Below are 23,468 nucleotides of genomic sequence, written 5' to 3' on the forward strand. Positions count from 1 at the left end.
GTCTGGCTCGATGCGGAGATGCTGAGCCCCTACGAATTCTGGCAGTACTGGCGCAACACCGAGGATGCCGACGTCGCCCGCTTCCTCAAGCTCTACACGACGCTGCCGCTGGACGAGGTGGCCCGGCTCGAGCGGCTCGGCGGATCCGAGATCAATGAGGCCAAGAAGATCCTCGCCACCGAGATCACCGCCTTGCTGCACGGCCGTGCAGCCGCCGAGCAAGCCAGCGATACGGCGCGCAAGACGTTCGAGGAAGGCGCGCTCGCCGAGTCGCTGCCGACTGTCGAGGTCGACAAGACAGCGCTTGAAACCGGCGTCGGTATCCTGTCGCTGCTGGTCACCGCCGGACTGGCGGCATCGAACGGCGAAGCACGGCGGCATGTGCAGGGCGGCGCCGTGCGCCTGAACGACGAGCCGGTGAGCGACGAGCGCCGGCTGGTGACTTCAAAGGATTTGAGTCCGGAAAACGTCGTAAAGCTTTCTCTGGGAAAGAAAAAACACATTCTGGTACGGCCGGCTTGAGCAGAACTCGATCCATGCCGGCCGCCTCCTAGGCGTACGGTTTGATTTTCCCACAAGAATCTATCCAGACGTAAAAAGGATCATTTTGGAAAGATTCTTTGCCCGTCGGGGTCAGGAAACGCAGCTTGAAATTCACGGTGACAATTTTTGCTGCATAGCCTGACACTACGGTCCACCAATCCGGCGGGAAGAGAGGCTCACGCGGTCCGTCAAAGCGACCAATGCGACAGCAGTTTGGGTTATTCTGCATAAAATCAGAAGCGTCTTTGTAGTTGACGATCGTGACATTGGAAAAATCGGTAGACTTGTCTGCATACCTCAGAAGAGACCTTCCTCTCTCCTGAGTAAGTTCGACAAGCTTTGGAATATCCGCAACGGCAGCCGCCAAGAGCTCGTCTTCCGACAGGAACCTGCGCTGCGCAAAGCAGAAATTGGACGCGTTGAGTGACCCGCCGGCGATGACCAAGAGTGCGGCACCAGCACCCAATGCAATCAATATCCTGGCGACCATGATCCGCGCCACTCACCGATACTCAAAAATCGACCTGAATATTCCGGGCGCGATCACCGACAGCGGATTGACGTCCAGCAGCGGCTTGTTGGCATTGCCCTTGAGCCGGTAGGTGACGCCGATCAGGCCACGGTCGCGGCCATTGCCGAGCAGCGCGCCAACGATGGGCAATTCGCCGAAGATGCGGTTGAGGCCATAGACCGGCATGAAGGTGCCGGTCATGTCCATGTTGTTGTCCTGATCGTAGAGCGTGCCCTGGAACGTCGTGCCGATGCGCGGTCCACGCAGCACGCCATTGGCCAGTTTCAGATAGCCGCTGCCCTTGTCGATCTCGGCGTAACCGCGTTCGAACTTCACCCGCGACGTATCCAGCTTGCCTTTGACCGCCTGATTGAGGCTGCGGTTGTCACCGGCCGGCGTGGTCGACACGATGGAGGCCAGCTTCGGTTCGTTGACGACAAAAAAGTTGCTGGTGTCGACCTTGCCCTTGAGCGATCCGTCGCTCGGCCCGGCCAGTGCGAGCGTGATCACGCCGCCTTCCATATGTTCGTAGATGTTGAGGAATCTCAGAATGGCGCCGGCGTCCGCGGACTGCATGTTGAGCGCGCGCCGGCCGGCGCCGGTGGTGTTGCTGATTGATATGGCGGCGCCCGAACTTGCCGTGGCGCTGACCTTCAGCCCGTTCACTCGCGAACCGGCAGCACTGTAGTCGAGCTTCAGATTGGACAGTTGCTCGTCGTGGAAACCGGTCAGCCGGTCGACATCGGCGCTGACGGAAATGGCATCGGAACCGGTGGTCTTGGTAGCCGTGTCGACGTCCGAGGTGAACTGCTTGATCAGCGAGCGGGCATCGAGCGCGTTGCCCGATATCTCGACCGCATAGCCCTTGCCGGACCGCTTCACCGACACGGCAACGTCGTCGCCCCTGTTCAAGGTGACCTTGCTGAACCGCGCCGACGACAAGGCGCCATTGACCAGCACGATGCTGCCGTCGACGGAGAACGTCTTTCCGTCAAGGTCGAAATCGGACAGCGTCGTGGTGTCGCCGGACTTGGTCATGACGAAGGTGACATTGGCAGGAACCCCTGCCCCCTTGCCCCAGCCGGCCCAGGGAATGTCCAGCCTGGCGTTGGTCAGATCGGCCGAGACGTTCTGGTCGCCGCCGCCGTTCTTGTCGATCGCCACCTTCACCGTTCCGGCAAGCAGCGGCTTCAGGCCGGGCATGGCGGCGGCGCGGATCTTGTCGTCAAGCACCAGAGCCACCTTGCGGCTGCGCGCCGGCCCGTCATCCCTGAGCGGCTCGACCAGATCGAGTTCGGCCGGAATGCCGTTCAGCAATGCCTTGGCGGAGATCACCGCCTTCTCCGGATCGACCGTGATCGAACCGTCGGCATCCGTCACGATCTGGCCCTCGAAAGGCTTGGCCAAGGACATGCCGCTGTAGTCGAGCGACACCAGCCAATCGAGCTTCGAGGAGTCGACACCGGACTGCAGCGGAATATCCGCCTTGACGTGGCCGGTGACGCTGCCCGACAGGTCTTCCGGCAGGATGCCGACATGGCGCATGGCGTTGATCGGCTCGTAGGATGCGAGTTCGGCTACGGCCGACGCTTCGCCGTCGACGTCGATATCGAGCGCGCCGACGACCGGCGGGCGGTTGGCCGCCTTGACCGTCAGCGTGCCGTTGCTGGCCGCCACGGTGCGGCCGCTGGGCATGTAGACGGTGCCCGAGGAGAGCGAGATATCGACATCGTTGCCGTGGAAACCGACGACGCCGACCGCGTCGCGTATCGGCGGGGTGCGGCCGGCGGTGTCGAAGCGCGATCCCTCGATCTGGAAGCGGCCGAACACCTCATCGGCCGAAAGCGGCACGCCGTTGCCCAGGCGGCCCGGCACCACCTGGAACTGAAGGTTGGCGTCGACGACACGGCCGCCGAACAGATTGGCCAGCACCCAGAGCCGGGCATTGCGCGCCGAAAACCACGGCCACAGCTGCTTGACGTGAGAGACCTGCATGTCGTGGATGTTGAACGCCAGATTGATCCCCGGCACTTTGCCGTCGACGAACGCCACGGCGGCGGTGCCAAGCATCTCGCCGGAGCCGGCGGACCGGAGCGCGATCTGCTCGGCGACCAATTTGTGGCTCACCGTGTTGTAGACGCCGGCAATCCGGGCGAGGAAGGTGAGCGCCGGCTCGGGCGACTCCGAAGGCGCAAGCGACGATCCGTCGCTGGTCAGGTCGTAGCGATAGGAGGGTTCTTCACCCACCGCTCCGCTTGCCGGCTTCGGCCCGATCGAACCGGCGAAATCGAATGTCGAGCGGCCGGTCTTCAGCAGCAATCTGTCGACCTGGATCTTGTTGCTGCCCGCAACCAGCGTCGCATTGATATCGACGTCCGCCGGCAGCAGTCCTCGCGTGCCGAGATCGAGGACAGAACCCGTCGACGACAAAGCGGCCGTCAGCCGCGATGCGTTCGCGCCGAACCCTTCCGATCCCGTCAGCTTCAGCGCGACGGTTCCCAGCTTGCCGGCAGCGGCCGCCATATCGCCGGTATCGGCCAGATCGACGCTCGCATCCAGTGCCGTGACGCGGTGCGCCGCGATATCGCGGGAGGCGGAAGCGGCAACGGTAGCCGTCCTGCCGTCGATGTCGGCCGTGGACGAGAACTGCATGCCGCCCGGGCCCGACTGCACGACGGTGGCGTCGGTGATCTTGACGAGCTTGATCGCTCCGGTTTCGGGCAGCACGAATTCGACATTGCGAAGATCGATCCGGCGCAGCGAATCCTCCCGCACGGCATCGAGTGCGTGGTTGATGTTTCCGAACACCGCGGCGGACAGCTTCTCCGGATCGATGAGGCCGTCCGCATTGCGCAGGCCGGCGGTCCAGTCGCCGCCTGACGGCATCGCCGCCACGACGATGCGGGCATCCGAGATCCTGGCGCTGGTCAGCCGCACATCTCCCCACAGCAGCGGTAACAGACGCACGCCGAAGCGCACGCGGCCGGCATCGGCCATCGGCTTGCCGTCCGAAGTCTTCAAGCTGACGTCGCTGACCTGAAGCGCGATGAAACTCGAACCGTCGAGCGTGATGCGGGCAGGCCCGACCGCGACATTGACATCGACGCCCGCCAGTTTCTCGAGCGCCGTTTCCGCCTCGGTGCGAAGCCGGTCGGCTCCGATGCCGGAGGCGCCAACCAGATAAACGAGCACGGCGGCCAGCAGCACGAAAGCGACCAGACCGGCGAACAGTCGCGACAGGATGCGAAAACCGCGTCCGATCGAAGCCTGACCGAGCGGCGGCACACGGCAGGCGGACGGAAAGGTCCCCAGGTCGGTGATCTCATCACGCCTGAACCGGATCTTCTCGTGCTGCGGTCGCTCCTGATCCACGCAATTTTCCGTTGTACGAACTCGATCGTGGACGAATCCCCGTCCGACACTATATCGGTGTGGCTTCGCGCGTAACCTCAAACAAGGGCATCGGTATGGCTGACCTCGACGTAGGCGATCTCGCGCCGCAATTCGACCTGCCGCGGGACGGCGGCGGATCAGTCAGCCTTGCCGCATCGTCCGGCAAGCCCATCGTGCTGTATTTCTATCCGCAGGACGACACAACAAGCTGCACGCAGGAGGCGATCAGCTTCTCGCAGCTGAAGCCGGACTTCGAGAAGGCCGGCGCCGTGGTGATCGGCCTGTCGCCCGACCCCGTCAAGAAGCACGACAAGTTCAAGTCGAAATACAATCTCACCATCGACCTCGCCGCCGACGAGGAGCGCAAGGTGATCGAAGCCTACCATCTGTGGGTCGAGAAATCGATGTATGGCCGCAAGTATATGGGCGTCGAGCGCGCGACGTTCCTGATCGGCCGCGACGGGCGGATCGCCAGGATTTGGCGCAAGGTCCGCGTCAAGGGCCATGCGGAAGAGGTGCTCGAGGCCGTTCGCGCGCTTTGAGGTTTTGCCGGCGAGGTTGGCCCGGTTTCCCTTACAACCATACGCACGCCTGGCGGGCGTTCGCTGCGGGCAAGCCGGCGCTGCAAGCCTTTGTTAACCTTAATAATGTGTAGTCAAGCTGTCGTGGTGTCGTAAACGAAAGCTTGGTCCCGTGAACGCAACCGGTCAGTCCGCAGTCTTCGGCAGGCGTAAGGAGCCCCATACGGTCATCATCGCCCGGGGCAACGAGATCAGGCATTTCACGATCCGGCCGTGGCTGGCGGCCTTTATCGGCTCGGCGTTGGCCGCCATTGCCATCGGCTACCTCATGGCCACCTCCTATCTCGTTCTGCGCGACGATTTGATCGGCGCCACCACGGCGCGCCAGGCGCGCATGCAGCAAGCTTATGAAGATCGCATTTCGGCGCTTCGCGCCCAGGTCGACCGCATCACCAGCCGGCAGTTGCTCGACCAGCAGCTGATGGAAACCAAGGTCAGCGAATTGCTTGAACGGCAGAGCCAGCTGAGCCAGCGTCACGGTCGCCTTGGCCCGCTGCTCGAACGCGCCGAGAGCGAGGTCGGCGCAGCGCCGGCCGAAGATCCGGCAGCGGTCGCGAAGCCGGACAAACGCGCCGAAGTGACCGGCAGTATCAAGGAGCCCGCGCGGAACTATGCGGTCGCCAGCCTGAGCGCCGATCCCGGCGCCGGCGACACAAGGACGTTCTCGCTGTGGTCGACCCGCTCCGATCCGCTGCCCAACGATTCAGCCGCCGATCGTGCCGACAAGCTATTCGTCTCGATCAACCAGTCACTGAGATCCATCGAGAGCGACCAGTTGACCCGCATCAGCACGCTTGCCGACAATGCCTACAAGAGCGCCGATGCCATTACCCAAGCGCTCGAGGCGGCCGGACTGCCCGTCGACAGCGATTTCGGCAAGGGCGACAGCGATGTCGGCGGACCGCTGATCCCGCTCGACAGCTCCATGATGTTCGACAGCAAGGTCAAGGAGTTGGACGAAGCGCTTGACGCCCTCGACCATCTCAAGAAGGAAGCGCGCCAGTTGCCGCTGACCAACCCCGCACCGGGCCACTCCGTCACCAGCCCGTTCGGCGTGCGCACCGACCCGATCCTCGGCACCGCGGCACTGCATTCCGGCATGGATTTCAGGGCCCCGATCGGCATGGCCGCCAGGGTCACCGCGCCCGGCACCGTCACGAAGGCCGGCTGGAACGGCGGCTATGGCCGCATGGTGGAAGTCGACCACGGCAATGGCTTTGCGACACGCTACGGGCATCTCAGCGAGATCGACGTCACCCTCGGCGAGAAACTGGACGCCGGCGCCGTCATCGGCAAGACCGGCAGCAGCGGCCGCTCGACCGGCCCGCATCTGCACTACGAAGTCCGCCACAATGGCGAAGCGATCGATCCCTTGCGCTTCCTCACGGTCGGCAAGAAGGTCGCCCAGTATCTGTAAGCGATGCTGGGCTCCTGACCCATGCGCCGATGACCATCATGATGGCTGACTAAGGCGCTTCCATCGACAGAAACGCCGTCGCTGCCGCAACCAGGGTGGTCGCGCCAACCTTCAACGCGGCCTCGTCGACACGAAACCGAGCGTGATGGAGCGGAAAGACCGATCCGATCTCCTCGTTGCGGATTCCCAGCCGAAAATAGACCGAAGGACGTTTCTCGCTGTAGTAGCCAAAGTCGTCCGCGATGGTCCATCCGGGGGTGTTGAGAACATTGTCGGCACCGATGCAGGCCTTGGCGCTGGCGACAATCAGCTCTGTCATCTCGACATCGTTGACGACGCCGGGTTCGCCCTTGTGGATGTCGACTTCGACACGCGCGCCGTGGCTCGTCGCCATCCCCTCGGCTATCGTACGAACGCGGTGCCAGGCCCGCTCGCGGGTTGCATCGCTGCCGCTGCGGATGGTGCCTTTCAAGGTGACCTTGCCGGCGGTGACATTGTAGGCGTTGCCGCCATTGATGGCCGTCACGGAAATCACCAGCGGATCGTACGGGTCGATCTCGCGCGAAACGATCTTCTGCAATTCGCTCACTAGGGAGCAGGCCACGGCCAACGCATCGACACCTTCATGCGGTTTTGCTGCGTGCGCGGCCGAGCCGATGACGGCCACATCGAACGTGTCGCAGGCCAGAGTGTAGGGACCGGAGCCGACGGCGATCTTGCCGGACTGCGTGTAGGGATCGACGTGGACGCAGATCGCGGCGTCGATGTCGTCGAGAAGCCCCTCTTCCACCACCCGCTTGCCGCCCGACGGTTCGTCCTCCTCCGCCGGCTGGAAGATCAGGCGAACGGTACCGCCAAAACTGTCCCGCGACTGGTGAAGATGCGCGGCCACCGCGAAAGCCATCGATGCGTGGGCGTCGTGACCGCAGGCATGCATCACGCCTGGATTCGTCGATGCGTAATCGACACCGGACTCCTCCTCGATCGGCAAGGCGTCGATGTCGGCGCGAATGGCGATCTTTCGATTCGACGGCTTGCCGGTGCCGACAATATCGACGGCAAGGCCAAAGCCGGCGACGTCGCGAATGTCGGCAATTCCCTGATCCACCAGCATCTGCCTGAGATAGCGCTGCGTGCCGGCCTCCTGGTTCGAAAGCTCGGGATTGCGGTGCAGATGGCGGCGGACCTCGATCATCCGATCGAGAATTCCGGCGGCGATATCGGTCGTCACGGTTTTCGCAACACCACCCGCCGTGGCCGAACCCTCAGGATTTGACATGGATCTCTCGCGGGAACTTCGTCAGGGTCTCATGGCCGGTTTCGGTGACCAGGATGGTCTCGCTGATCTCGATGCCCCAGCCGTCCATCCACATGCCGAGGATGGAATGAACGACATTGCCCGGTTCCAGCACGGTCTTGTCGCCCGGCCTGAGGCTGATCGTGTGTTCGCCCCAATCCGGCGGATAGGCGACGCCGATGGAATAGCCGATGCGCGATTCCTTCTTCAGTCCGTAGCGCTGGATGACCTTGCGCCAGGCGGCTTCAACAGCTTCGGCTGATGTTCCTGGCCTGACCGCGTCGAGCACCGCATCCATGCCCTCGATAACCGCTTTTGCCGTGTCGGAAACATTTGTCGGCGTCTTGCCAAGCTGCATGGTCCTGGCGAGGCCGGCGGCATAGCGGCGGCAGACACCGGCAAGTTCCAGCGCAATCGTCTCGTTGTCTCCGAACCGCCTGTCGCTCCACATGATGTGCGGCGCCGAGGCATTCTCGCCACCGAGGATCGTCGGCGGAAGCGCTGTGATGTCGCCGGCAAAATCCGGGCTGCCCGCGATCTGCGCCGCCTGGATGGCGGCGATGGCATCGCACTCGCGAACACCCGGTGCGATCACCTCGAAGGCCCGCGTGACGGCCGCTTCGGCCAAGGTGGACGCCTTGCGCAAATAGGCGATCTCGGGCGCCGATTTGACCGCGCGGATCCAGTTCACCAGCAGGTCGGCATCATGCCATTTTGCATTGGGAAGTCCCGCGACAAGCCGGGCGTGCGCCTTGGGGGAGAAATAATAGGCTTCGACTTCGATGCCGATACGGCGGCTCCCCCAGCCCCTGGCGACGATCCAGCTCGCGATCCAATCCATGGGATGACGATCGACGCGCTGGACATGGTCTTCCGGAAAGCCGACCACGTTTTCCGGTTTCATCCAGGCGGTCAGAAGACCGCCGGCCGCATCCATGGCGCGCCCGATCCAGACCGGCTCGACCTCCTCCAAGGGAACCAGCACCACCTGCGGCGTGTAGAACGACCAGCCGTCATAGCCGGTGATGTAATGCTGGTTGGCAACGTCGTTGACGACAAGCAGCTCAAGACCGCGCTTGGCCATCTCGGTGCGGATCTTGCGAAGCCGCTGTTGGTACTCGTCGCGGGCAAACGGCAATTCGATCATCTTTGCTCCATGCTTTGTCAGATCAACGGTCGCGGGTTTCGTTCACCATTGAAGACGTTTCACCATGGCGGCAATCAGCCAGGACGAGGCGTGGGCAGGTCCTGAACGGAATAGGCCCTCCACGGCCTCCCCCTTGGAAAACCTCGCCATGAATTTATTTTTGAATTCCATTTGACTGAATAAATAAGCAATGCGAAGCTATCCTCTCCTAAGGGGCGCAAGGCATGGCACTGCGGGGGACCAATCAGGAAATCGGGCGGCCCTACAACCGGCGCATCGTGCTTGAGTCCATCCGCCTTCACGGCCCGATCGCGCGCGGCGAGATCGCCCGGCGCGTCGGCCTCACCGTCCAGACGGTATCGACCATCGTTCGCGAACTGGAAGATCAGGACTATATCCTGTCGCTGCGCGAAGAGCCGAAGGGGCGTGGCCTGCCGCCGGCGACGTTGCGGATCAATCCCGAGGGCGGCTATGCCGTCGGCATCCACATCACTCCACTTGGTATCAGTGCCGCCTTGATCAATCTGAGCGGCGACGTGATCGAGAGCACCTACCGCGAGGCGCCGAACGCGACGCCGGACCACGCCTTCGAGCTGATCGGGACGATGGTGGTGGAATTGACCAGGCTGCGGGCCGGCGGACGGGTGCTGGGCGTCGGCATGGCCCTGCCCGGCCCGTTCGACGTGGAGTCCATGAGTTTCGTAGGGCCAACCACCATGACCGGCTGGAAGGATGTGGCGCTGCGCGAACGGCTGGCGGCCTCCACCGGATTGCCGGCCTTCTTTGAAACCGATATGGCCGCGGCCGCCATGGGCGAGCGCCTCTACGGCCTCGGCGCCCAGTTTTCCGAATATTACTATCTCTATTTCGGCGTCGGCCTTGGCGGCGTCATGGTTCATGACGGCAGCGCCTTGCGCGGCGCCTGGGGAAATGCCGGCGAGATCGGGCACATTCCCGTCATTCCCGGCGGCGAGGCCTGCCCGTGCGGCAACAGCGGCTGCCTCGAAAGATATTTGTCGCTCGAGGCACTCCGGCGCTGGAACGGCAGCGAGGCGGATTGGGTCACCGAAGTCGCACCGATCTTTCACAACGCCGTCGCCGTCATCGAGAACCTGTTCGACCCGGAGACGGTCATCCTCGGCGGGCTGGCATCCACCGACCTGCTCGAAATGCTGGCTGGTTCGGCCGCAGGCCTGCACAACTCCGTCTCGGCTCGCAAGGACCGCACGACGCCCAGGGTCGTTGTCGCACGCGGCGGACAGCATTCCGTGCTGCGCGGCGCCGCCGCCCTGGCGGTTTCCGGGGTTCTGTCACCTCGCTTCGGGCAGATGTTCGCGGCCGAACGCGAACGCGAGCGCGACCTTCTCAAAGGTAGGGAGATTGCGGCATGAGTGAACCCCTGCTGGTGCTCGACAACGTCACCAAGAACTATGGCGCGATCGAAGCGCTCAAGGGGATCAGCTTCTCGATCGGCAAGGGCGAGGTCGTGGCGCTGCTGGGCGACAACGGCGCCGGCAAATCGACACTGGTGAAGATCATATCGGGCGGACTGGAGCCGACATCGGGCCGCATGCTGTTCGAGGGCAAGGAATTCCTTGCCAAATCACCGGCCGAGGCCAAGGCGGCCGGCATCGAGACCGTCTACCAGGATCTCTCGCTGTGCACCAATGTCGACGTGGTCGCCAATTTCTTCATGGGCCGTGAGATCACACGCAAGTTTCTCGGCATTCCCGTGCTCGACGAGCGCGCCATGGAAGCCGTCGTCGGAAAGGCGCTGGCCAATGCCGGCACCCGCATTCCCTCGTTGCGGGCCAATGTCGAGCATCTCTCGGGCGGCCAGCGGCAAGCCATCGAGCTCAACCGCTTCGTGCACTGGGGCGGCAAGCTGGTGCTGCTCGACGAACCGTTTGCAGCGCTTGGCGTCGAACAGACGCGGCGCGGTCTCGACATGATCCGCCAGGTGGCGAACCAGGGCATCGGCGTCGTCATCATCACCCATATCATGCAGCAGGCTTTTCAGGTCGCCGACCGGATCGTGGTGATCCGCCAGGGCGTCGTGGCCGGCGATGTCGCGCGCAATAAAACAAGTCCCGATGCGGTGATCAACATGATCACCGGTGAGACGCTTGCCGGTGCCGGACCGACAGGCTGAGGGACAAAAGAGGGGTCCGGCTTAAGAGGAGCGAACGACATGAAGCGAATACTTCTTGCTGTCTTCGGTATCCTTGCACTGGCCTTTGCCACGCTCACGCCGGCATTCGCCCAGTCCAAGGGTATCGTCTATTATATGGTGCCGACGCTGCTGGACGAGTTCCAGACCGGCTCGGTGAGCGCGCTGGAACTGTTCCTGAAGCAGACCGGCTACGAGATGAAGACGCTGAACGCCGACAACAAGACCGACGCCCAGCAATCGCAGATGAACGATGTCATCGCGCTGAAGCCGGCGGCCATCATCCTGGCGGCAGTCGACTTCAATGCACTGAAACCGTCGATCGAGGCAGCCCGCGCCGCCGGCATCCCGGTGGTCGAGTTCGACCGCCAGATCACCTCGACGCCATCCGACTTCACCTCTGTCGCCGGAACGGTCGAGATCGGCTACGTCGCCGCCGACCAGGCCGAGAAGCTGCTGAAGGCAAAGCACGGTTCGGTGAAGGGCAAGGTGCTGCAAGTCCTCGGCGACCCCGGCGACCCCTATACGCTCGACATCCAGAAGGGCTTCGAGGAGAAGATGAAGGCGTTTCCGGACGTCAAGATCATCTCGCTTCCGGCCATGCAGTGGGAAGCCAGCAATGCCGGCACAATCGTTGCCGACCAGATGCTGGCGAACCCGGACATCGACCTGATCTTCAGCCATGCCGCGCACCTTTCGGTCGCTGCCGTCGCCTCGCTCGAGGCAGCCGGCAAGAAGCCGGGCGACGTCATGCTGATGAGCTCGAACGGCGCTCCGGTCGGCCTCGACCTGATCCGCAAGGGTTGGCTCAACGCCGAAATCGAGCAACCGCTCTACGCGCAGGCCGCGGCTGTCGCCATGTTCATGGACAAGATCGTCAAGAAGCAAGAGATCAAGCCCGGCGAATACGACGTGCTTGGCCTGAAATCGACGGTGACCAAGGAAGCCTGGGGTCCGAACATCAAGATCCCCGGTGCCGCCATCACCAAGGAGAACGTCGACAACCCGGCCTTCTGGGGCAACCAGAAGCCGCCGACGGACACCGTCAAGCCGGTCGAATAGTCATTGAAAGCGCTCCGGGCCGTAACGGCCCGGAGCCTACCCTTTCACAACGCCGCGTCCAAAAGACGCCGTGGCGAATTTGAATCCGCGCCCGAACCCGACGAAATCGAATTGATTTCGCGGGGCATGCGCCAACCGGATCAGCCCATGAACCCGCGCACACGCAAAGCCCTGGAGTTCGTACTCGACAACCTCGTCTGGTTCATGCTGCTGTTCGTGCTGGTGGTCTTCTCCATCTTCGTCCCGAACTATTTCCAGCTCGGCATCTTCGCCAACATCATCGAGGCGTCGAGCGTGCTGGGCGTCATGTCGATCGGCCTGGCGCTGGTGATCATCGCCGGTCACATGGATCTGTCGGTCGAATCCGTCGCAGCGCTCAGCGCCATGGCGGTCGGCATCCTGTTTTGCTCGTCGGGCATCGGCATGGGCGTGCAGCTGCATCCCGAATGGCTGATGGTTCCGGTTTCGCTGCTGCTGGCGCTGGCAGTCGGCGGCCTCATCGGCGCCTTCAACGGCTATCTGGTGGTCAAGGTGAAGATGAGCGCCTTCATCATCACTCTGGCGTCCTACATCTGGGTGCGCGGCCTCGTGCTGGTCGTTTCAGGCGGCCGCTCGGCGCAGGACCTTGCACCGGCCATCCGCTGGTTCGGCATCCAGCGCCTTGTCGGCCTGCCGCTCACCGCCTGGATCGCGGTTGGCTGTTTCGTCGCCTTTTCGCTGATCATGGCCAAGACGCCGTTCGGCCGGCATCTGGTGATGATCGGCGGCAACGAGACGGCGACCTTCCGCGCCGGCATCCGGGTGAACCGCAATCTCATCATCGCCTTCGTGCTTGCCGGCGCCATCGCCGGCCTCGCCGGCTGGCTGCTGGCGATCCGCACGTCGGGCGCCACCGCCAATCTCGGCGTCGGACTGCTGTTCAACGCCTTCGCCGCGGTCGTCATCGGCGGCGTCAGCCTGAAAGGCGGCGTCGGCACCCTGCCCGGCGTCTATGCCGGCGTGCTTTTGCTCTCGGCCATCAACACGGCGATCAATTTGATGGGCCTGCCGGCCAATTTTACCCAGGTGATCCACGGCCTGCTGGTGCTGGCGGCCGTGCTGCTCGACGCCTTCAAGCAAACCATTCGCCAAAGACTCGCATGACAGGACGGCTCGCATGACCAATCGGTTACAAGGCAAGGTGGCGCTGATCATCGGCAGCGCCCGCGGCATCGGCAAGGGCATCGCGCTACGCTTTGCCGAGGAAGGCGCAAGGCTGGTGCTCGCCGACACCGAGGCCGATGCCGGGCAAGCCACCGCTGACGAGTTGGGCGTCCCCTTCATCCGCACCGACATCTCGCAAATGAGCGACGCCGAGGCCGCCGTGGCGCTGGCGCTGAAGCAGCATGGCCGCCTCGACATCATCGTGCAGAATGCCGGCATCTATCCCTGGCAACTGATCGAGAACACCAGCGCCGACGACTGGGACCGCGTCATGGCGGTCAATCTGCGCGGCACCTTCAATGCCAGCCGCGCGGCCCTGGTGCCGATGAAGGCGCAAGGCTTTGGCCGCATGCTCTACACCTCCTCCATCACCGGCCCGCATGTCACCAGCCCCGGCCACGGCCACTATTCGGCCAGCAAGGCCGGCATCAACGGCTTCATCCGTGCCGCCGCGCTCGAATTCTCCGGCTACGGCATCACCGTCAACGGTGTCGAGCCCGGCAACATCCTGACCGAAGCCATCGAGCTGCATCGCGGCGCGGCTTACATCAAGAACATGGAGGACTCCATTCCGCTCGGCCGCCTCGGCAGCCCGCGCGACGTCGCCAACGCCTTCCTGTTCCTCGCCTCCGACGATGCCAGCTACATCACCGGCACGACCATCGTCGTCGATGGCGGGCAGTTGCTGCCGGAGGGCAATGATTTTCGACTGTTGCCGCCGTGATTGCAGCATCTACCGAACGACTCGGTTCCGTGTCTTGGCAACAGTTTGAATGGACTAATGGAATGGTGGGCGATGACGGGCTCGAACCGCCGACATCTTCGGTGTAAACGAAGCGCTCTACCAACTGAGCTAATCGCCCGCTCCGGGCCGGACCTTTAAGCGGTCAGGGTCCGCTTCGCAAGGCCAAATGAGCGCAGGATGCCCTGGTTGGATGCCGGTTTTGCCAACAAAACGCCGGCTGTCAAAAAACCTTCTCCTGTTTGCTGTTATGCTGTCCTGTCACGCTTGACACCCGGTGGCGAACCCCTTATCCAGCGCCCCAACGACGAACACGGCTGACACGTGTTCGCCATGCGCGGGTGTAGCTCAGTTGGTTAGAGTGCCGGCCTGTCACGCCGGAGGTCGCGGGTTCGAGCCCCGTCACTCGCGCCATTTCTCTCAAGGGTATCAAGCTCTTGGCTTCAGAGAAATGTCGACATTGATTGTCAAAAATATTGTCTTGCAAGAGACCTGAGGTCACTCAGGTCCTTTCAGGCCTTGCCTACGCCTGGCCCTGCAAGATCACCCCCTCGCCAGCAGTGCCTCGACCTCCTGCAACATCGGCATCGACGGTGCAGTCCCCGGTCGCGTCACGGAGATACCGGCGACGGCGCAGGCGAAGCGCACCGCCTGCAGCGGCTCCACGCCCCGCGACAACGCTGCGGCCAGGCCGCCATTGAAGGCATCGCCTGCCCCCGTCGTCTCGACCACCGGACCCGCACTGACGGCAGGAACATGGTCGGAGCGCTCCTTCGAGTGCAAGAGCGCGCCCTTGTCGCCGAGCGTGACGATGACCGTGCCGACCCCCTTTTTCAGCAGACTGTCCGCGGCGCGCCGCGCCTCGTCGACCGAGGACACCTTCATCCCGGTCAGTTCCTCCGTCTCGGTCTCGTTGGGCGTAAGGTAGTCGCAGAGCGTGTAGATGCGGTCGGGAAGCTTTGCCGCGGGGGCCGGGTTGAGGATCGTCGTCACCCCTGCCCCACGCGCGATCTCCAGCGCCCGCATAGCGGCTTCGATCGGCTGTTCGAGTTGGGTGACGAAGACGCCGGCACCGCCGATCAGCGTGGCATTGGCCTCGATATCGGATGGCGAGATCAGCATGGCAGCACCGGGGCTGACGATGATGGCGTTGTTGCCGGTCGTCTCCTCGACAAAGATGTAGGCCGCACCGGTGTAGCTTTCCGGCGTATCGATGACGGCATTTTTCACGCCCGCCTGCGCCCAGGTCTGCCTCGCCATGTCGGCGAAAGGATCGACGCCGAGGCGGGTGAGGAAGGTGACGTCGGCGCCGAGCTTGCCAGCGGCAACCGCCTGGTTAGAACCCTTGCCGCCCGGCCCCAGCGTGAAGGATGTGCCGAGGATGGTTTCGCCCATGCGCGGCTGCCGCTGCGCCCTGTAGGCGGTGTCGGCGACGAACACACCCAATATGACGACAGGCTTCATGACGACCGGCTTGCCCGAAGCCATGCCGCTACTGCGCATCCGGCGGCACGACGCCCTTGCGGAAGGCGAAGCAGCCGTAGAAGCGGCGCTCACCTGTCTGGATGACGCAATAGGCCTGTTTGGCGCGCTCGTAGAAGGCATAGCGCTCGACCGCGATCATCGGCCACGACTTGCCCTCGGCGTTGTCGACCTCCTTCTGCACTTCGCTTTGCACGGGCGGAATCTCGTCGGGCTTGCCGACGATTTTCATGCGCGCGGCCGAATCGTCGACGAATGTATCGAGCGGGTAGAGCGACAGCACCGCCTTGACCACTTGCGCCGCCGAGGCATCGATGCGCAGCACGCGGCCGAGCGCCGTCTGGCGCGCCACCGAATCGGACGGAAAATTGGTGTCGGCGATGATCAGATCATCGCCGTGCCCCATTGCCCGCAATGCCTGCAGCACGTCGGCATTGAGCAGCGGGTTGATGCCTTTGAGCATGGTATTCCTCGTGAGTTGGGATCAGAGACGCTTGCCGGTCTCTGCGTCGAAAAGATGGATCTGGTCGAGCCTTGGCTTCAGCTTCAGCGTATCGCCCGGCTTGAAATCGTGACGCTCGCGAAACAGCGCCACCATCTCGCCTTCGCCGAAGCGCAGGAACACCAGCGTTTCCGAGCCGGTCGGCTCGACCACCGAAATCTTCGCCGGCACGCCGTCGGGATGGATTTCGAGATGCTCCGGTCGCACGCCATAAACGACGGCTTGCCCGTCTTGTGCGGCGTTGCCCGATGCGATCGGGAACAGCGTGCCCGCGATGTCGACACCGGGCTTGTCGCCTTTGCGCATGGTGCCCTTGAGCAGGTTCATCGACGGCGAGCCGATGAAGCCGGCGACAAACAGGTTGGCCGGTCTGTCGAACAGCTCCAGCGGCGCGCCGACCTGCTCGATGCGGCCGTCGCGCATGACGACTATCTTGTCGGCCATGGTCATGGCCTCGATCTGGTCGTGGGTGACGTAGATGGTGGTGGTCTTCAGCCTCTGGTGCAGTTCCTTGATCTCGGTGCGCATCTGCACGCGCAGCTTGGCGTCGAGATTGGACAGCGGCTCGTCGAACAGGAAGACCTGCGGATTGCGCACGATGGCACGGCCCATGGCCACGCGCTGTCGCTGGCCGCCGGAAAGCTGGCGGGGATAGCGCTTCAGATAGGGATTGAGGTCGAGGATATCGGCGGCGCGCTTGACCCGCTCGGCGACCAAGGCCGGATCGGTTTTCCTGAGCTTGAGGGCAAAGGCCATGTTCTGCTCGACCGTTTTGTGCGGATAGAGCGCATAGTTCTGGAACACCATGGCGATGTCGCGCTTGGCCGGCGGCAGATGATTGACGACGCGGTCGCCGATGGCGATCGTACCGGCGGAGACGGTCTCCAACCCAGCCACCATCCTGAGCAATGTGGACTTACCGCAACCCGAAGGGCCAACCAGCACCACGAACTGTCCGTCTGCGATATCGACGCTGACTTCGTGCAGAACCTTGACCGTTCCAAAGGCCTTGGCCACCTTGCTGATCGCGACTTGCGCCATATCTCCCCCATCGGCTCCATTAGCCGTAGGCGCAGAAGCTAACCAACGCGACCTGTCAGGGCAAGTCGGTCCCTTATAGATAAAAAACCCGCTCTCGTTGACACGGCGTTGGGTTGTGAGAATAGTGGCAGGCGTTGGTCAAAATGTCGGTATCCGATCCGCAATCGGAACCTCAATCGACGCAGGGTGGGGTCCTGCCTAATTCGTTTCCGAAACGGGAGCATCGTTGGCGCTCCGGCGTCCGACAGTTGGCCGATTTATTCACACTGATGTTCTGGGAGGAATAGGCGATGAGAACGGGTCTTTACGACAAACTGGTTCGAGCCGGCGCCACAAGGCGCGACATATTGAAGGGCGCGGCCAGCATGGCCGCGATCGCAGCCGCATCCAGCGCCGGACTTGGCGCCTTGACGCGCCCGGCTTCCGCGGCAAGCGAATTGCGCACAAAAATCCTGCAGATCCCCGGCGTCGGCAAAGGCCAGCCGACGGACGCCGACTTCCAGAAGGTCGGTGAACTCTGCCTCGAAGCGACCAAGGCCAATGTCAAGGAAGGCGAATTCGCCGGCGTCGAGTTGACCTTCATGGGTCTCAACAACCAGAACCTGCACAATGTGCTGTTCCGCGGCTTCCTGAAGCCATGGGAGACCTACACCGGCGCCAAGATCAACTGGATCGACCTGGCGCAGGCCGACTACAACGCCCGCCTGCAGCAGTCGATCGCGACCGGCACCGTCGACTTCGACATCATCGAAATGGGCGCGCCGTTCGAAGGCGATGTCTGCGGCAAGGGCCTGACGTCGGAAATGCCCGACTGGGTCAAGACCCAGATCGATTTCGACGACCTCGTCAGCTATCTGAAGCCGCCGGTCGGCACCTGGGACGGCAAGCAATACCGCGTGACCGTCGACGGCGACGCGCACAACTTCAACTACCGCACCGACGTGTTCGCCGATGCCGACCTCGCCAAGGCCTGGAAGGATGGCGGCGGCGAAGGTGAATGGGGCGTACCGAAGACCTGGCAGCAGGTTCAGGCGGTGACCAAGTTCCTCAAGGGCAAGAAGCTCAAGGACCAGGACGTCTATGGCTATCTCGACGCGCCAAAGCCCTGGGGCGGCTTCGGCTTCTATTTCCTCGGCAGTCGCGCCACCGCTTATGCCAAGCACCCCGACGACAAGGCCTGGCTGTTCGACGCCGACACGATGAAGCCGCGCGTCAACAATCCGGCCTGGGTGCGCGCCATCCAGGACGTCATCGACGCGCTGCCGTCCGAACCCGCCGACCAGATCAATGCCGATCCGAACACGACCGCCTTCCAGCAGTTCCTGGCCGGCACCGGCTCGATGGTCACCTGGTGGGGCGACGTCGGCTCCAACGTCAAGACCAACGACTCTTCCGTCGTCGGCGACGTCACCGGCTTCTCGATCCTGCCCGGCTCGGACGATGTCTACAATGCGAAGACCGGCGCCTGGGACAAGCTCGCCAGCGGCCCGAACTATGCGCCCAACTGCGCCTATCTCGGCTGGGGCGTCTATGTGATGGCCCGCGTCGATGCCGACGAAAAGAAGAAGAAGGCGGCATGGTCCGCCGCCGCCCATCTCGGCGGCAAGGACCTGTCGATCTGGACGGCGATGTATCCGTCGGGCTTCCAGCCCTACCGCAACTCGCATTTCGACATTCCCGAATGGGTGGCGGCCGGCTACGACGAGGCCTTCATCACCTCCTACCTCAAGTCGGAATCAGACAGCTACAACCATCCGAACGCGGCGATCGAGCCACGCATCCCCGGCATCTTCCAATACTACAGCGCCGCCGAGGACATCCTGGCCAACACTTTCGCCGGCAAGATGAAGGCGCAGGAAGGCGCCGACGCCATCGCGGCGGCCTGGGAGAAGCTGACCGATCAGATCGGCCGCGACAACCAGATCAAGCTCTACAAAGCTTCGCTCGGCATGTAGGCTGGCCTATGAACCGTGGTCCGGCGGCAACGCCGGACCACTTTAGACCGGCTCCGGCTCCTCGAGAGCCTTCAAACGGGCGAGATTTGTGGCTGACCAGACTTCGACCGCGAACCAGTGGCCGGCAGATGCCGGCCCTTCCGATCTGATCTCTCCAGGCCGCAAACGCCTTGGCTGGACGCTGATGGCCGTTGCGACGCTTGGCCTGCTGGCGACGATCGTGCTGGAGATCCTCTACAAGGGCAGCGCCGATACGATCGGCTTCGAGACCTGGCGCCCCGTCGTCTATGCCTATGTGCTGTGGGGCGTGGCGATCGGCGTCGGCCAGGTGCTGACGCGTGGCGAGGACGGACAGCGTGCCCTGTTCCTGCTGCCGGCGCTGCTGTTCACCATCGCCATGGTGATCTTCCCGACGCTGTTCGGTTTCTACATCGCCCTCACCGACTGGAACCTCAGCTCGTTCAGCGGTCGCAAGTTCAACGGGCTCGACAATTTCTGGCAGATGCTGGCCGATCCCTACTACCGCAACGCGCTGTTCAACATGGTGCTCTATGTGTTGGCGGTGGCGGTCGAATATGTCATCGCCTTCGGCCTGGCGCTGCTGCTCAACGCGCAGATCCGGGCGCGAAAATTCTTCCGCGTCGTCTTCCTGATGCCGCTGATGCTGTCCCCGGTCGCGGTGGGTCGTGGATGATTGGCAAGTCGCTGATGGAATACCGGTTCGGACCGGCCGCAACGCTGGCGCGCCATCTCGGCTGGGAAAATCCCGCCTTCTTCTCTGACCCGATCATCGCGCGCATATCGATCATGATACTGGATGCCTGGACCTTCATTCCATTCATGATGATCATGCTGCTGGCCGGGCTGCAGGCGATGTCGCGCGAGGTGCTCGAAGCCGCACGCGTCGACGGCGCCAATGCGTGGCAGACCTTCTGGCAGGTCACTTTTCCGCTGATGCTGCCGGTGTCGGTGACGGCGGTGATCCTGCGCATCATCTTCAAGTTGAAGCTTGCCGACATCATCATCACCGTGACGTCCGGCGGCCCGGGCGGCGCCACCGATTCCGTGTCGAGCTTCATCTATCGCGAATACCGCGACCGCTCGAATGTCGGCTACGGAACCATGCTGGCGATGGCCTATCTGGTGATCATCGTCGTCTTCGTCACGTGGCTGTTGAAATTCGCCAACCGTTTTGTCCGCAATGTCAATTAAAGCAAGATGGGGGTGAATTGAGCCCGATGAGCGTTCAGACCACCGAATATGTCGCCTCGGAAATCCGCTCGCCGGCGAGCTTCCTCGCCAGCCGCGTTTTCATCTATGGCGCGCTGGCCTTCTGGGCGTTCATCTGCCTGTTCCCGATCTATTGGACGGTGACAACCTCGTTCAAGACCGCGGTCGACGTCACGCAGGGCCATCTCATCCCCTTCGTCGACTTCCAGCCGGACTGGAAAGGCTGGCGCTCGCTCGGCCTGTCGCCGGACTCGATTTTCCAGACCTCGACGGTGCGCGAGGAGTTCCTCAAGCGCTTCATGAATTCGGTGATCACCTCGGTCGGCGCGTCGAGCCTCGCCATTGTCATCGGCAGCCTCGCCGCCTACGGGCTCACCCGCTATCGCTATCATTTCGCCTGGTTCAAGAACGAGGACATCTCGTTCTTCTTCCTGTCGCAGCTGATCCTGCCGCCGGTGGTGCTGGCCCTGCCCTTCCTGGTGCTCTACCGCGAGGTCGGCCTGCTCGACACGCGCATCGGACTGATCCTGCTCTACACGCTGATGGTGCTGCCGATCGTCATCTGGATCATGCGCGACCAGTTCAACTCGATCCCGGTTGAGCTCGAGGAAGCAGCCCTTGTCGACGGGCTGTCGATCTGGGGGGCGTTCTTCCGCATCGTCATGCCGATCGCGCTGCCGGGCATGGTCGCCGCCTTCATCCTGGCGATGGTGCTGTGCTGGAACGAGTATTTCTTCGCCGCCCTTTTGACCTCGACCGACGCCAAGACCATCCCGGTTATGGTGGCGAGCCAGACCGGATCGCAAGGCATCAACTGGTGGTCGATGGCGGCGCTCGCCACGGCAGCCATCGCGCCGCTGGCGGTGGTCGGCATCGCGCTTGAGCGCTATCTGATCATGGGCATGACCGCAGGAGCGGTGAAGTAGCAGGGTCCCCTCTTGCCTTCTCCCCCTGTGGGGTGAGCAGCCGGTTCGCCGAAGGCGAATTCATCGTGCCAGTGGCACGATGAAAGGCCGGCGAACGCCGGGACGCTGCGAAGCAGCGGGGACCCGGCAGGGTGGACCGACTAACCACGCCCGGCCCTTCGCAGGCTCAGGGCGTTCGAAGCTCGAAAAGCCAAGCAATTGGCTTTTCGTCCGCGACGCGGACCGCTTCTCACCCCACAGGGGGAGAAGGAAGAACCGCGCTAGCCGCTCAATATCTCCCGCAGATGATCAAGGATCATCGCCACGCCCTTCTGCCCGAGTTCCGCCGATGCCTCCTTGGCGCTCGCCGTATACCAGCTGGTATTGTCGGCAAAGCGGTCGGCATCGACAGCCTCCGGGCATAGCGCCAGCATCAGCGAGGTCTCGCCGATGCCGGCATGATCGAACGGGTACTTGCCGTTCATGTCAGCCGACATCAGCGGATGCACCTGCACCCAGTTGAAGAAATTTTCACCCGCGGCGTGCCCGGAATAGTAGTCGGCCATCGCCTGCGAACCCCACCAGCCCTCGCCGCGCTCCTTTTCGAGGAAGCGGAAGATCGCCTGGCGGCCGGCGGTCTTGAACGCCAGATCGGTCGGCATGCCGGCGGCAAAGTTCTCGGTCTGGTGGTGGATGATGGCGTGGATGTTGCGAAAGCCGATGCGCAGCAGGCTGTAGAACAGCTCCTCGCCGAACGGCGCCAGCGCATTGCCGCCGACCTGCACCGAGCCGCTGCCTTCCGGCGGCGCCACCGCATAGCTCGCAGCACCGTAGTAGAAGGGCGGCAGGATGACGATGTCTCTTTCCTTCTCGAACAGTTCCAGCGTCTTGACGACGGCCAGCGTGTCCATGCCGACAGCCATGTGCTCGCCATGGTATTCGAGCACGCCGAGCGGCAGAGCGACCGGCCAATTCTCGGCGATCGCCCTGCGGATCTGGTGTGGCAGCAGCAGTTCGTAGCGCATGATCTATTCCATGTTGGTGTGGCGGGCGCGCATGGCTTCGGGCGACGCTCCGATCAATTCCCTGAGCTTCAGCACCATCACCTCGAACAGCAGGAACAGCGCGCCTTCGAACACCGAGCCCATCGGCAGCACCGATGTCTTCTGCGCCCCCTGATCGTTGGCCATGGTCTGCGCGGGAATGAGCAGGGTGAAGTCGGCAAGCCTTGCCGCGCTGCCTTCGGCCTGGGCGGTCAGCAGGAGGTTGGTCGCGCCGGCATCGTGCGCGACCTGCATCAGGGTCAGCACGGTCGAGGTCTCTCCCGGCCCGGAGCTGACCAGGAAGACATCGCCCTGGCCCAGCGGCGGTGTGTTCATGTCGCCGACCACGGAAACCGGCAGGCCCAAATGGTAGAGCCGCATGGCAGAACCCTTGACCTGCAAGGCCTCGCGGCCGCAGCCATAGACGACGATCTGTCGCGCGCCGGCCAGCATTTTGCAGGCGGCGTCGATCCGGCTTTCGTCGATGCGTGCCAGCACGCCGCCGAGCTCCTCAAGCGCGATCTCGAACAGGCTTTTGCTCTTGTCGCTCACCGCGATCCTGCCATCAAAAATCACCCCTGGGATTTGCCGCCCTTGCTGCCACGAACAGCTTGATTTCGTTCATGCTAGCAACCGCGAAAATGCGTGTCCAACGCGCAGCGATGCTTTTGCCTGATCACAGGCGTGATAGTGTCATGTCAGACAAATCAGGCGAGGCAAGCAGCAGCATATGAAGACACGGCATTTCGACCGCATCGGCAATGGCGGCATCAGTTTCACCGAGCTCGGCTTCGGCGCGGCGCCGCTCGGCAACCTCTACCGTGCCGTCTCCGACGAGGACGCCAACGCCACGCTGGAGGCCGCGTGGGCGACCGGCTGCCGCTACTACGACACCGCGCCGCTCTATGGGCTCGGCCTCTCGGAAACGCGGCTCAACCCGTTCCTGCGCGGCAAGAAGCGCGACGACTATGTGCTGTCGAGCAAGGTCGGCCGCATCATGCGCGCCTGCCCGCCCGAAGAGCGCACCGGCATCGGCAAGTTCTTCGACACGCCGTCGCGCCGCGAAGTGTACGACTACAGCTATGACGGTGTCATGCGCTCGTTCGAAGCCTCGCTTGAGCGCCTCGGCGTCGACCGGATCGACATCCTCTTCGTGCACGATGTCGACATCTTCACGCATGGCAGCAAGGAAGCCTCCGACCGGCGCATCGAGGAGTTCCTGCGCTCGGGCTATTACGGCTTTC

Annotated in this window: 18 protein-coding genes, 2 tRNA genes and 3 pseudogenes (1 of these 23 cut by a window edge); 13 read left to right on the forward strand and 10 right to left on the reverse strand. The window is 63.1% G+C overall.

All coding sequences use genetic code 11. The features are described from left to right. Positions 1 to 522 (forward strand): annotated as a pseudogene (locus tag EOB80_RS35460) (S4 domain-containing protein); the annotation flags it as partial. 28 nt (positions 523 to 550) lie between these two features. On the opposite strand, the gene EOB80_RS21710 reads toward EOB80_RS35460, so the two are convergent. Both EOB80_RS21710 and EOB80_RS21715 read right to left on the reverse strand, forming a co-directional pair. Beyond that, entirely contained in the window at positions 551 to 1,033 is a 483-nt protein-coding gene (locus EOB80_RS21710) for a hypothetical protein (protein ID WP_127329631.1), read from the reverse strand. 12 nt (positions 1,034 to 1,045) lie between these two features. Further along, a complete protein-coding gene (locus tag EOB80_RS21715; RefSeq protein ID WP_127329633.1) occupies positions 1,046 to 4,426 on the reverse strand; it encodes a DUF3971 domain-containing protein in 3,381 nt (1,126 codons plus the stop codon). A 95-nt stretch (positions 4,427 to 4,521) separates the two neighbouring features. Here EOB80_RS21715 and EOB80_RS21720 point away from each other — a divergent pair, with 95 nt between their 5' ends. Both EOB80_RS21720 and EOB80_RS21725 read left to right on the forward strand, forming a co-directional pair. After that, a complete protein-coding gene (locus EOB80_RS21720) occupies positions 4,522 to 4,989 on the forward strand; it encodes a peroxiredoxin (RefSeq protein ID WP_127258257.1) in 468 nt (155 codons plus the stop codon). 151 nt (positions 4,990 to 5,140) lie between these two features. Next, positions 5,141 to 6,445, forward strand: coding sequence for a M23 family metallopeptidase (locus EOB80_RS21725; RefSeq protein ID WP_127329635.1), 1,305 nt, complete (start codon positions 5,141 to 5,143; stop codon positions 6,443 to 6,445). Between the two features lie 49 nt (positions 6,446 to 6,494). On the opposite strand, the gene EOB80_RS21730 is transcribed toward EOB80_RS21725, so the two are convergent. Both EOB80_RS21730 and EOB80_RS21735 read right to left on the reverse strand, forming a co-directional pair. After that, positions 6,495 to 7,724, reverse strand: a complete 1,230-nt coding sequence (locus EOB80_RS21730) for an amidohydrolase (RefSeq protein WP_127329637.1) — start codon at positions 7,722 to 7,724, stop codon at positions 6,495 to 6,497. Then, positions 7,711 to 8,889, reverse strand: a complete 1,179-nt coding sequence (locus EOB80_RS21735) for a M24 family metallopeptidase (protein ID WP_127329639.1) — start codon at positions 8,887 to 8,889, stop codon at positions 7,711 to 7,713. The genes EOB80_RS21730 and EOB80_RS21735 overlap by 14 nt, the downstream gene beginning before the upstream one ends. 224 nt (positions 8,890 to 9,113) lie before the next feature. Here EOB80_RS21735 and EOB80_RS21740 point away from each other — a divergent pair, with 224 nt between their 5' ends. From EOB80_RS21740 to EOB80_RS21760, 5 genes are all read left to right on the forward strand, one after another. Beyond that, on the forward strand, positions 9,114 to 10,280 hold the full coding sequence (locus tag EOB80_RS21740) for an ROK family transcriptional regulator (protein WP_127329641.1): 1,167 nt from the start codon (positions 9,114 to 9,116) through the stop codon (positions 10,278 to 10,280). Beyond that, positions 10,277 to 11,041: an ATP-binding cassette domain-containing protein gene (locus tag EOB80_RS21745; RefSeq protein WP_013532175.1), complete on the forward strand. Its 765-nt coding sequence runs from the start codon at positions 10,277 to 10,279 to the stop codon at positions 11,039 to 11,041. Before EOB80_RS21740 ends, EOB80_RS21745 begins: the two co-directional genes overlap by 4 nt. 39 nt (positions 11,042 to 11,080) lie before the next feature. Then, positions 11,081 to 12,121: a sugar ABC transporter substrate-binding protein gene (locus EOB80_RS21750; protein WP_127329643.1), complete on the forward strand. Its 1,041-nt coding sequence runs from the start codon at positions 11,081 to 11,083 to the stop codon at positions 12,119 to 12,121. A gap of 147 nt (positions 12,122 to 12,268) precedes the next feature. Continuing rightward, on the forward strand, positions 12,269 to 13,264 hold the full coding sequence (locus tag EOB80_RS21755; protein WP_127329645.1) for an ABC transporter permease: 996 nt from the start codon (positions 12,269 to 12,271) through the stop codon (positions 13,262 to 13,264). A gap of 13 nt (positions 13,265 to 13,277) precedes the next feature. After that, on the forward strand, positions 13,278 to 14,048 hold the full coding sequence (locus EOB80_RS21760) for an SDR family NAD(P)-dependent oxidoreductase (protein WP_127267956.1): 771 nt from the start codon (positions 13,278 to 13,280) through the stop codon (positions 14,046 to 14,048). Positions 14,049 to 14,111: 63 nt separating this feature from the next. Here the strand turns inward: EOB80_RS21760 and EOB80_RS21765 are convergent. After that, a tRNA-Val gene (locus tag EOB80_RS21765) sits at positions 14,112 to 14,187 on the reverse strand. Positions 14,188 to 14,403: 216 nt separating this feature from the next. Here EOB80_RS21765 and EOB80_RS21770 point away from each other — a divergent pair. Continuing rightward, positions 14,404 to 14,480: transfer RNA gene (locus EOB80_RS21770), tRNA-Asp, on the forward strand. A gap of 129 nt (positions 14,481 to 14,609) precedes the next feature. Here EOB80_RS21770 and rbsK read toward each other — a convergent pair. From rbsK to ugpC, 3 genes are read right to left on the reverse strand one after another with little or no spacing between them, the layout of a single operon-like run. Then, complete coding sequence (rbsK, locus tag EOB80_RS21775; RefSeq protein ID WP_127329647.1) at positions 14,610 to 15,554, reverse strand: ribokinase; 945 nt, start codon at positions 15,552 to 15,554, stop codon at positions 14,610 to 14,612. Positions 15,555 to 15,558: 4 nt separating this feature from the next. Beyond that, on the reverse strand, positions 15,559 to 16,011 hold the full coding sequence (locus EOB80_RS21780; RefSeq protein WP_127329649.1) for an RbsD/FucU family protein: 453 nt from the start codon (positions 16,009 to 16,011) through the stop codon (positions 15,559 to 15,561). 21 nt (positions 16,012 to 16,032) lie between these two features. Continuing rightward, positions 16,033 to 17,091: a sn-glycerol-3-phosphate ABC transporter ATP-binding protein UgpC gene (gene ugpC, locus EOB80_RS21785; protein ID WP_127266589.1), complete on the reverse strand. Its 1,059-nt coding sequence runs from the start codon at positions 17,089 to 17,091 to the stop codon at positions 16,033 to 16,035. 290 nt (positions 17,092 to 17,381) lie between these two features. On the opposite strand from ugpC, the gene EOB80_RS21790 reads away from it, so the two are divergent. The 3 genes and pseudogenes from EOB80_RS21790 (at position 17,382) to EOB80_RS21800 (ending at position 21,202) form a co-directional block, all read left to right on the forward strand. Further along, entirely contained in the window at positions 17,382 to 19,046 is a 1,665-nt protein-coding gene (locus tag EOB80_RS21790) for a sugar ABC transporter substrate-binding protein (RefSeq protein WP_127266588.1), read from the forward strand. An 88-nt stretch (positions 19,047 to 19,134) separates the two neighbouring features. Beyond that, positions 19,135 to 20,258, forward strand: a pseudogene (locus EOB80_RS21795) (sugar ABC transporter permease). A gap of 26 nt (positions 20,259 to 20,284) precedes the next feature. Then, the gene (locus EOB80_RS21800) at positions 20,285 to 21,202 is read left to right on the forward strand and encodes a carbohydrate ABC transporter permease (RefSeq protein WP_127329651.1); all 918 of its coding nucleotides are present in this window, start codon (positions 20,285 to 20,287) and stop codon (positions 21,200 to 21,202) included. Between the two features lie 260 nt (positions 21,203 to 21,462). Here the strand turns inward: EOB80_RS21800 and EOB80_RS21805 are convergent, their stop codons facing one another. Both EOB80_RS21805 and EOB80_RS21810 read right to left on the reverse strand, forming a co-directional pair. Continuing rightward, positions 21,463 to 22,206: a creatininase family protein gene (locus EOB80_RS21805; RefSeq protein ID WP_127329653.1), complete on the reverse strand. Its 744-nt coding sequence runs from the start codon at positions 22,204 to 22,206 to the stop codon at positions 21,463 to 21,465. A gap of 3 nt (positions 22,207 to 22,209) precedes the next feature. Then, positions 22,210 to 22,776, reverse strand: a complete 567-nt coding sequence (locus EOB80_RS21810) for an SIS domain-containing protein (protein ID WP_127329655.1) — start codon at positions 22,774 to 22,776, stop codon at positions 22,210 to 22,212. A 178-nt stretch (positions 22,777 to 22,954) separates the two neighbouring features. On the opposite strand from EOB80_RS21810, the pseudogene EOB80_RS21815 reads away from it, so the two are divergent. After that, a pseudogene (locus EOB80_RS21815) lies at positions 22,955 to 23,468 on the forward strand (aldo/keto reductase); it runs 525 nt beyond the window's last position.

It is taken from the genome of Mesorhizobium sp. M7A.F.Ca.MR.245.00.0.0 (genome assembly GCF_003997415.1).
Classification (GTDB): domain Bacteria; phylum Pseudomonadota; class Alphaproteobacteria; order Rhizobiales; family Rhizobiaceae; genus Mesorhizobium.

Bases quoted from the DNA above. Each gene is read 5' to 3' on its own strand.
- EOB80_RS21745 (WP_013532175.1), top strand. From the start codon at position 10,277: ATGAGTGAACCCCTGCTGGTGCTCGACAACGTCACCAAGAACTATGGC.
- EOB80_RS21710 (WP_127329631.1), bottom strand. From the start codon at position 1,033: ATGGTCGCCAGGATATTGATTGCATTGGGTGCTGGTGCCGCACTCTTG.
- EOB80_RS21740 (WP_127329641.1), top strand. From the start codon at position 9,114: ATGGCACTGCGGGGGACCAATCAGGAAATCGGGCGGCCCTACAACCGG.
- EOB80_RS21790 (WP_127266588.1), top strand. From the start codon at position 17,382: ATGAGAACGGGTCTTTACGACAAACTGGTTCGAGCCGGCGCCACAAGG.
- ugpC (WP_127266589.1), bottom strand. From the start codon at position 17,091: ATGGCGCAAGTCGCGATCAGCAAGGTGGCCAAGGCCTTTGGAACGGTC.
- EOB80_RS21800 (WP_127329651.1), top strand. From the start codon at position 20,285: ATGAGCGTTCAGACCACCGAATATGTCGCCTCGGAAATCCGCTCGCCG.
- EOB80_RS21780 (WP_127329649.1), bottom strand. From the start codon at position 16,011: ATGCTCAAAGGCATCAACCCGCTGCTCAATGCCGACGTGCTGCAGGCA.
- EOB80_RS21730 (WP_127329637.1), bottom strand. From the start codon at position 7,724: ATGTCAAATCCTGAGGGTTCGGCCACGGCGGGTGGTGTTGCGAAAACC.
- EOB80_RS21805 (WP_127329653.1), bottom strand. From the start codon at position 22,206: ATGCGCTACGAACTGCTGCTGCCACACCAGATCCGCAGGGCGATCGCC.
- rbsK (WP_127329647.1), bottom strand. From the start codon at position 15,554: ATGGCTTCGGGCAAGCCGGTCGTCATGAAGCCTGTCGTCATATTGGGT.
- EOB80_RS21720 (WP_127258257.1), top strand. From the start codon at position 4,522: ATGGCTGACCTCGACGTAGGCGATCTCGCGCCGCAATTCGACCTGCCG.
- EOB80_RS21750 (WP_127329643.1), top strand. From the start codon at position 11,081: ATGAAGCGAATACTTCTTGCTGTCTTCGGTATCCTTGCACTGGCCTTT.
- EOB80_RS21760 (WP_127267956.1), top strand. From the start codon at position 13,278: ATGACCAATCGGTTACAAGGCAAGGTGGCGCTGATCATCGGCAGCGCC.
- EOB80_RS21755 (WP_127329645.1), top strand. From the start codon at position 12,269: ATGAACCCGCGCACACGCAAAGCCCTGGAGTTCGTACTCGACAACCTC.
- EOB80_RS21735 (WP_127329639.1), bottom strand. From the start codon at position 8,889: ATGATCGAATTGCCGTTTGCCCGCGACGAGTACCAACAGCGGCTTCGC.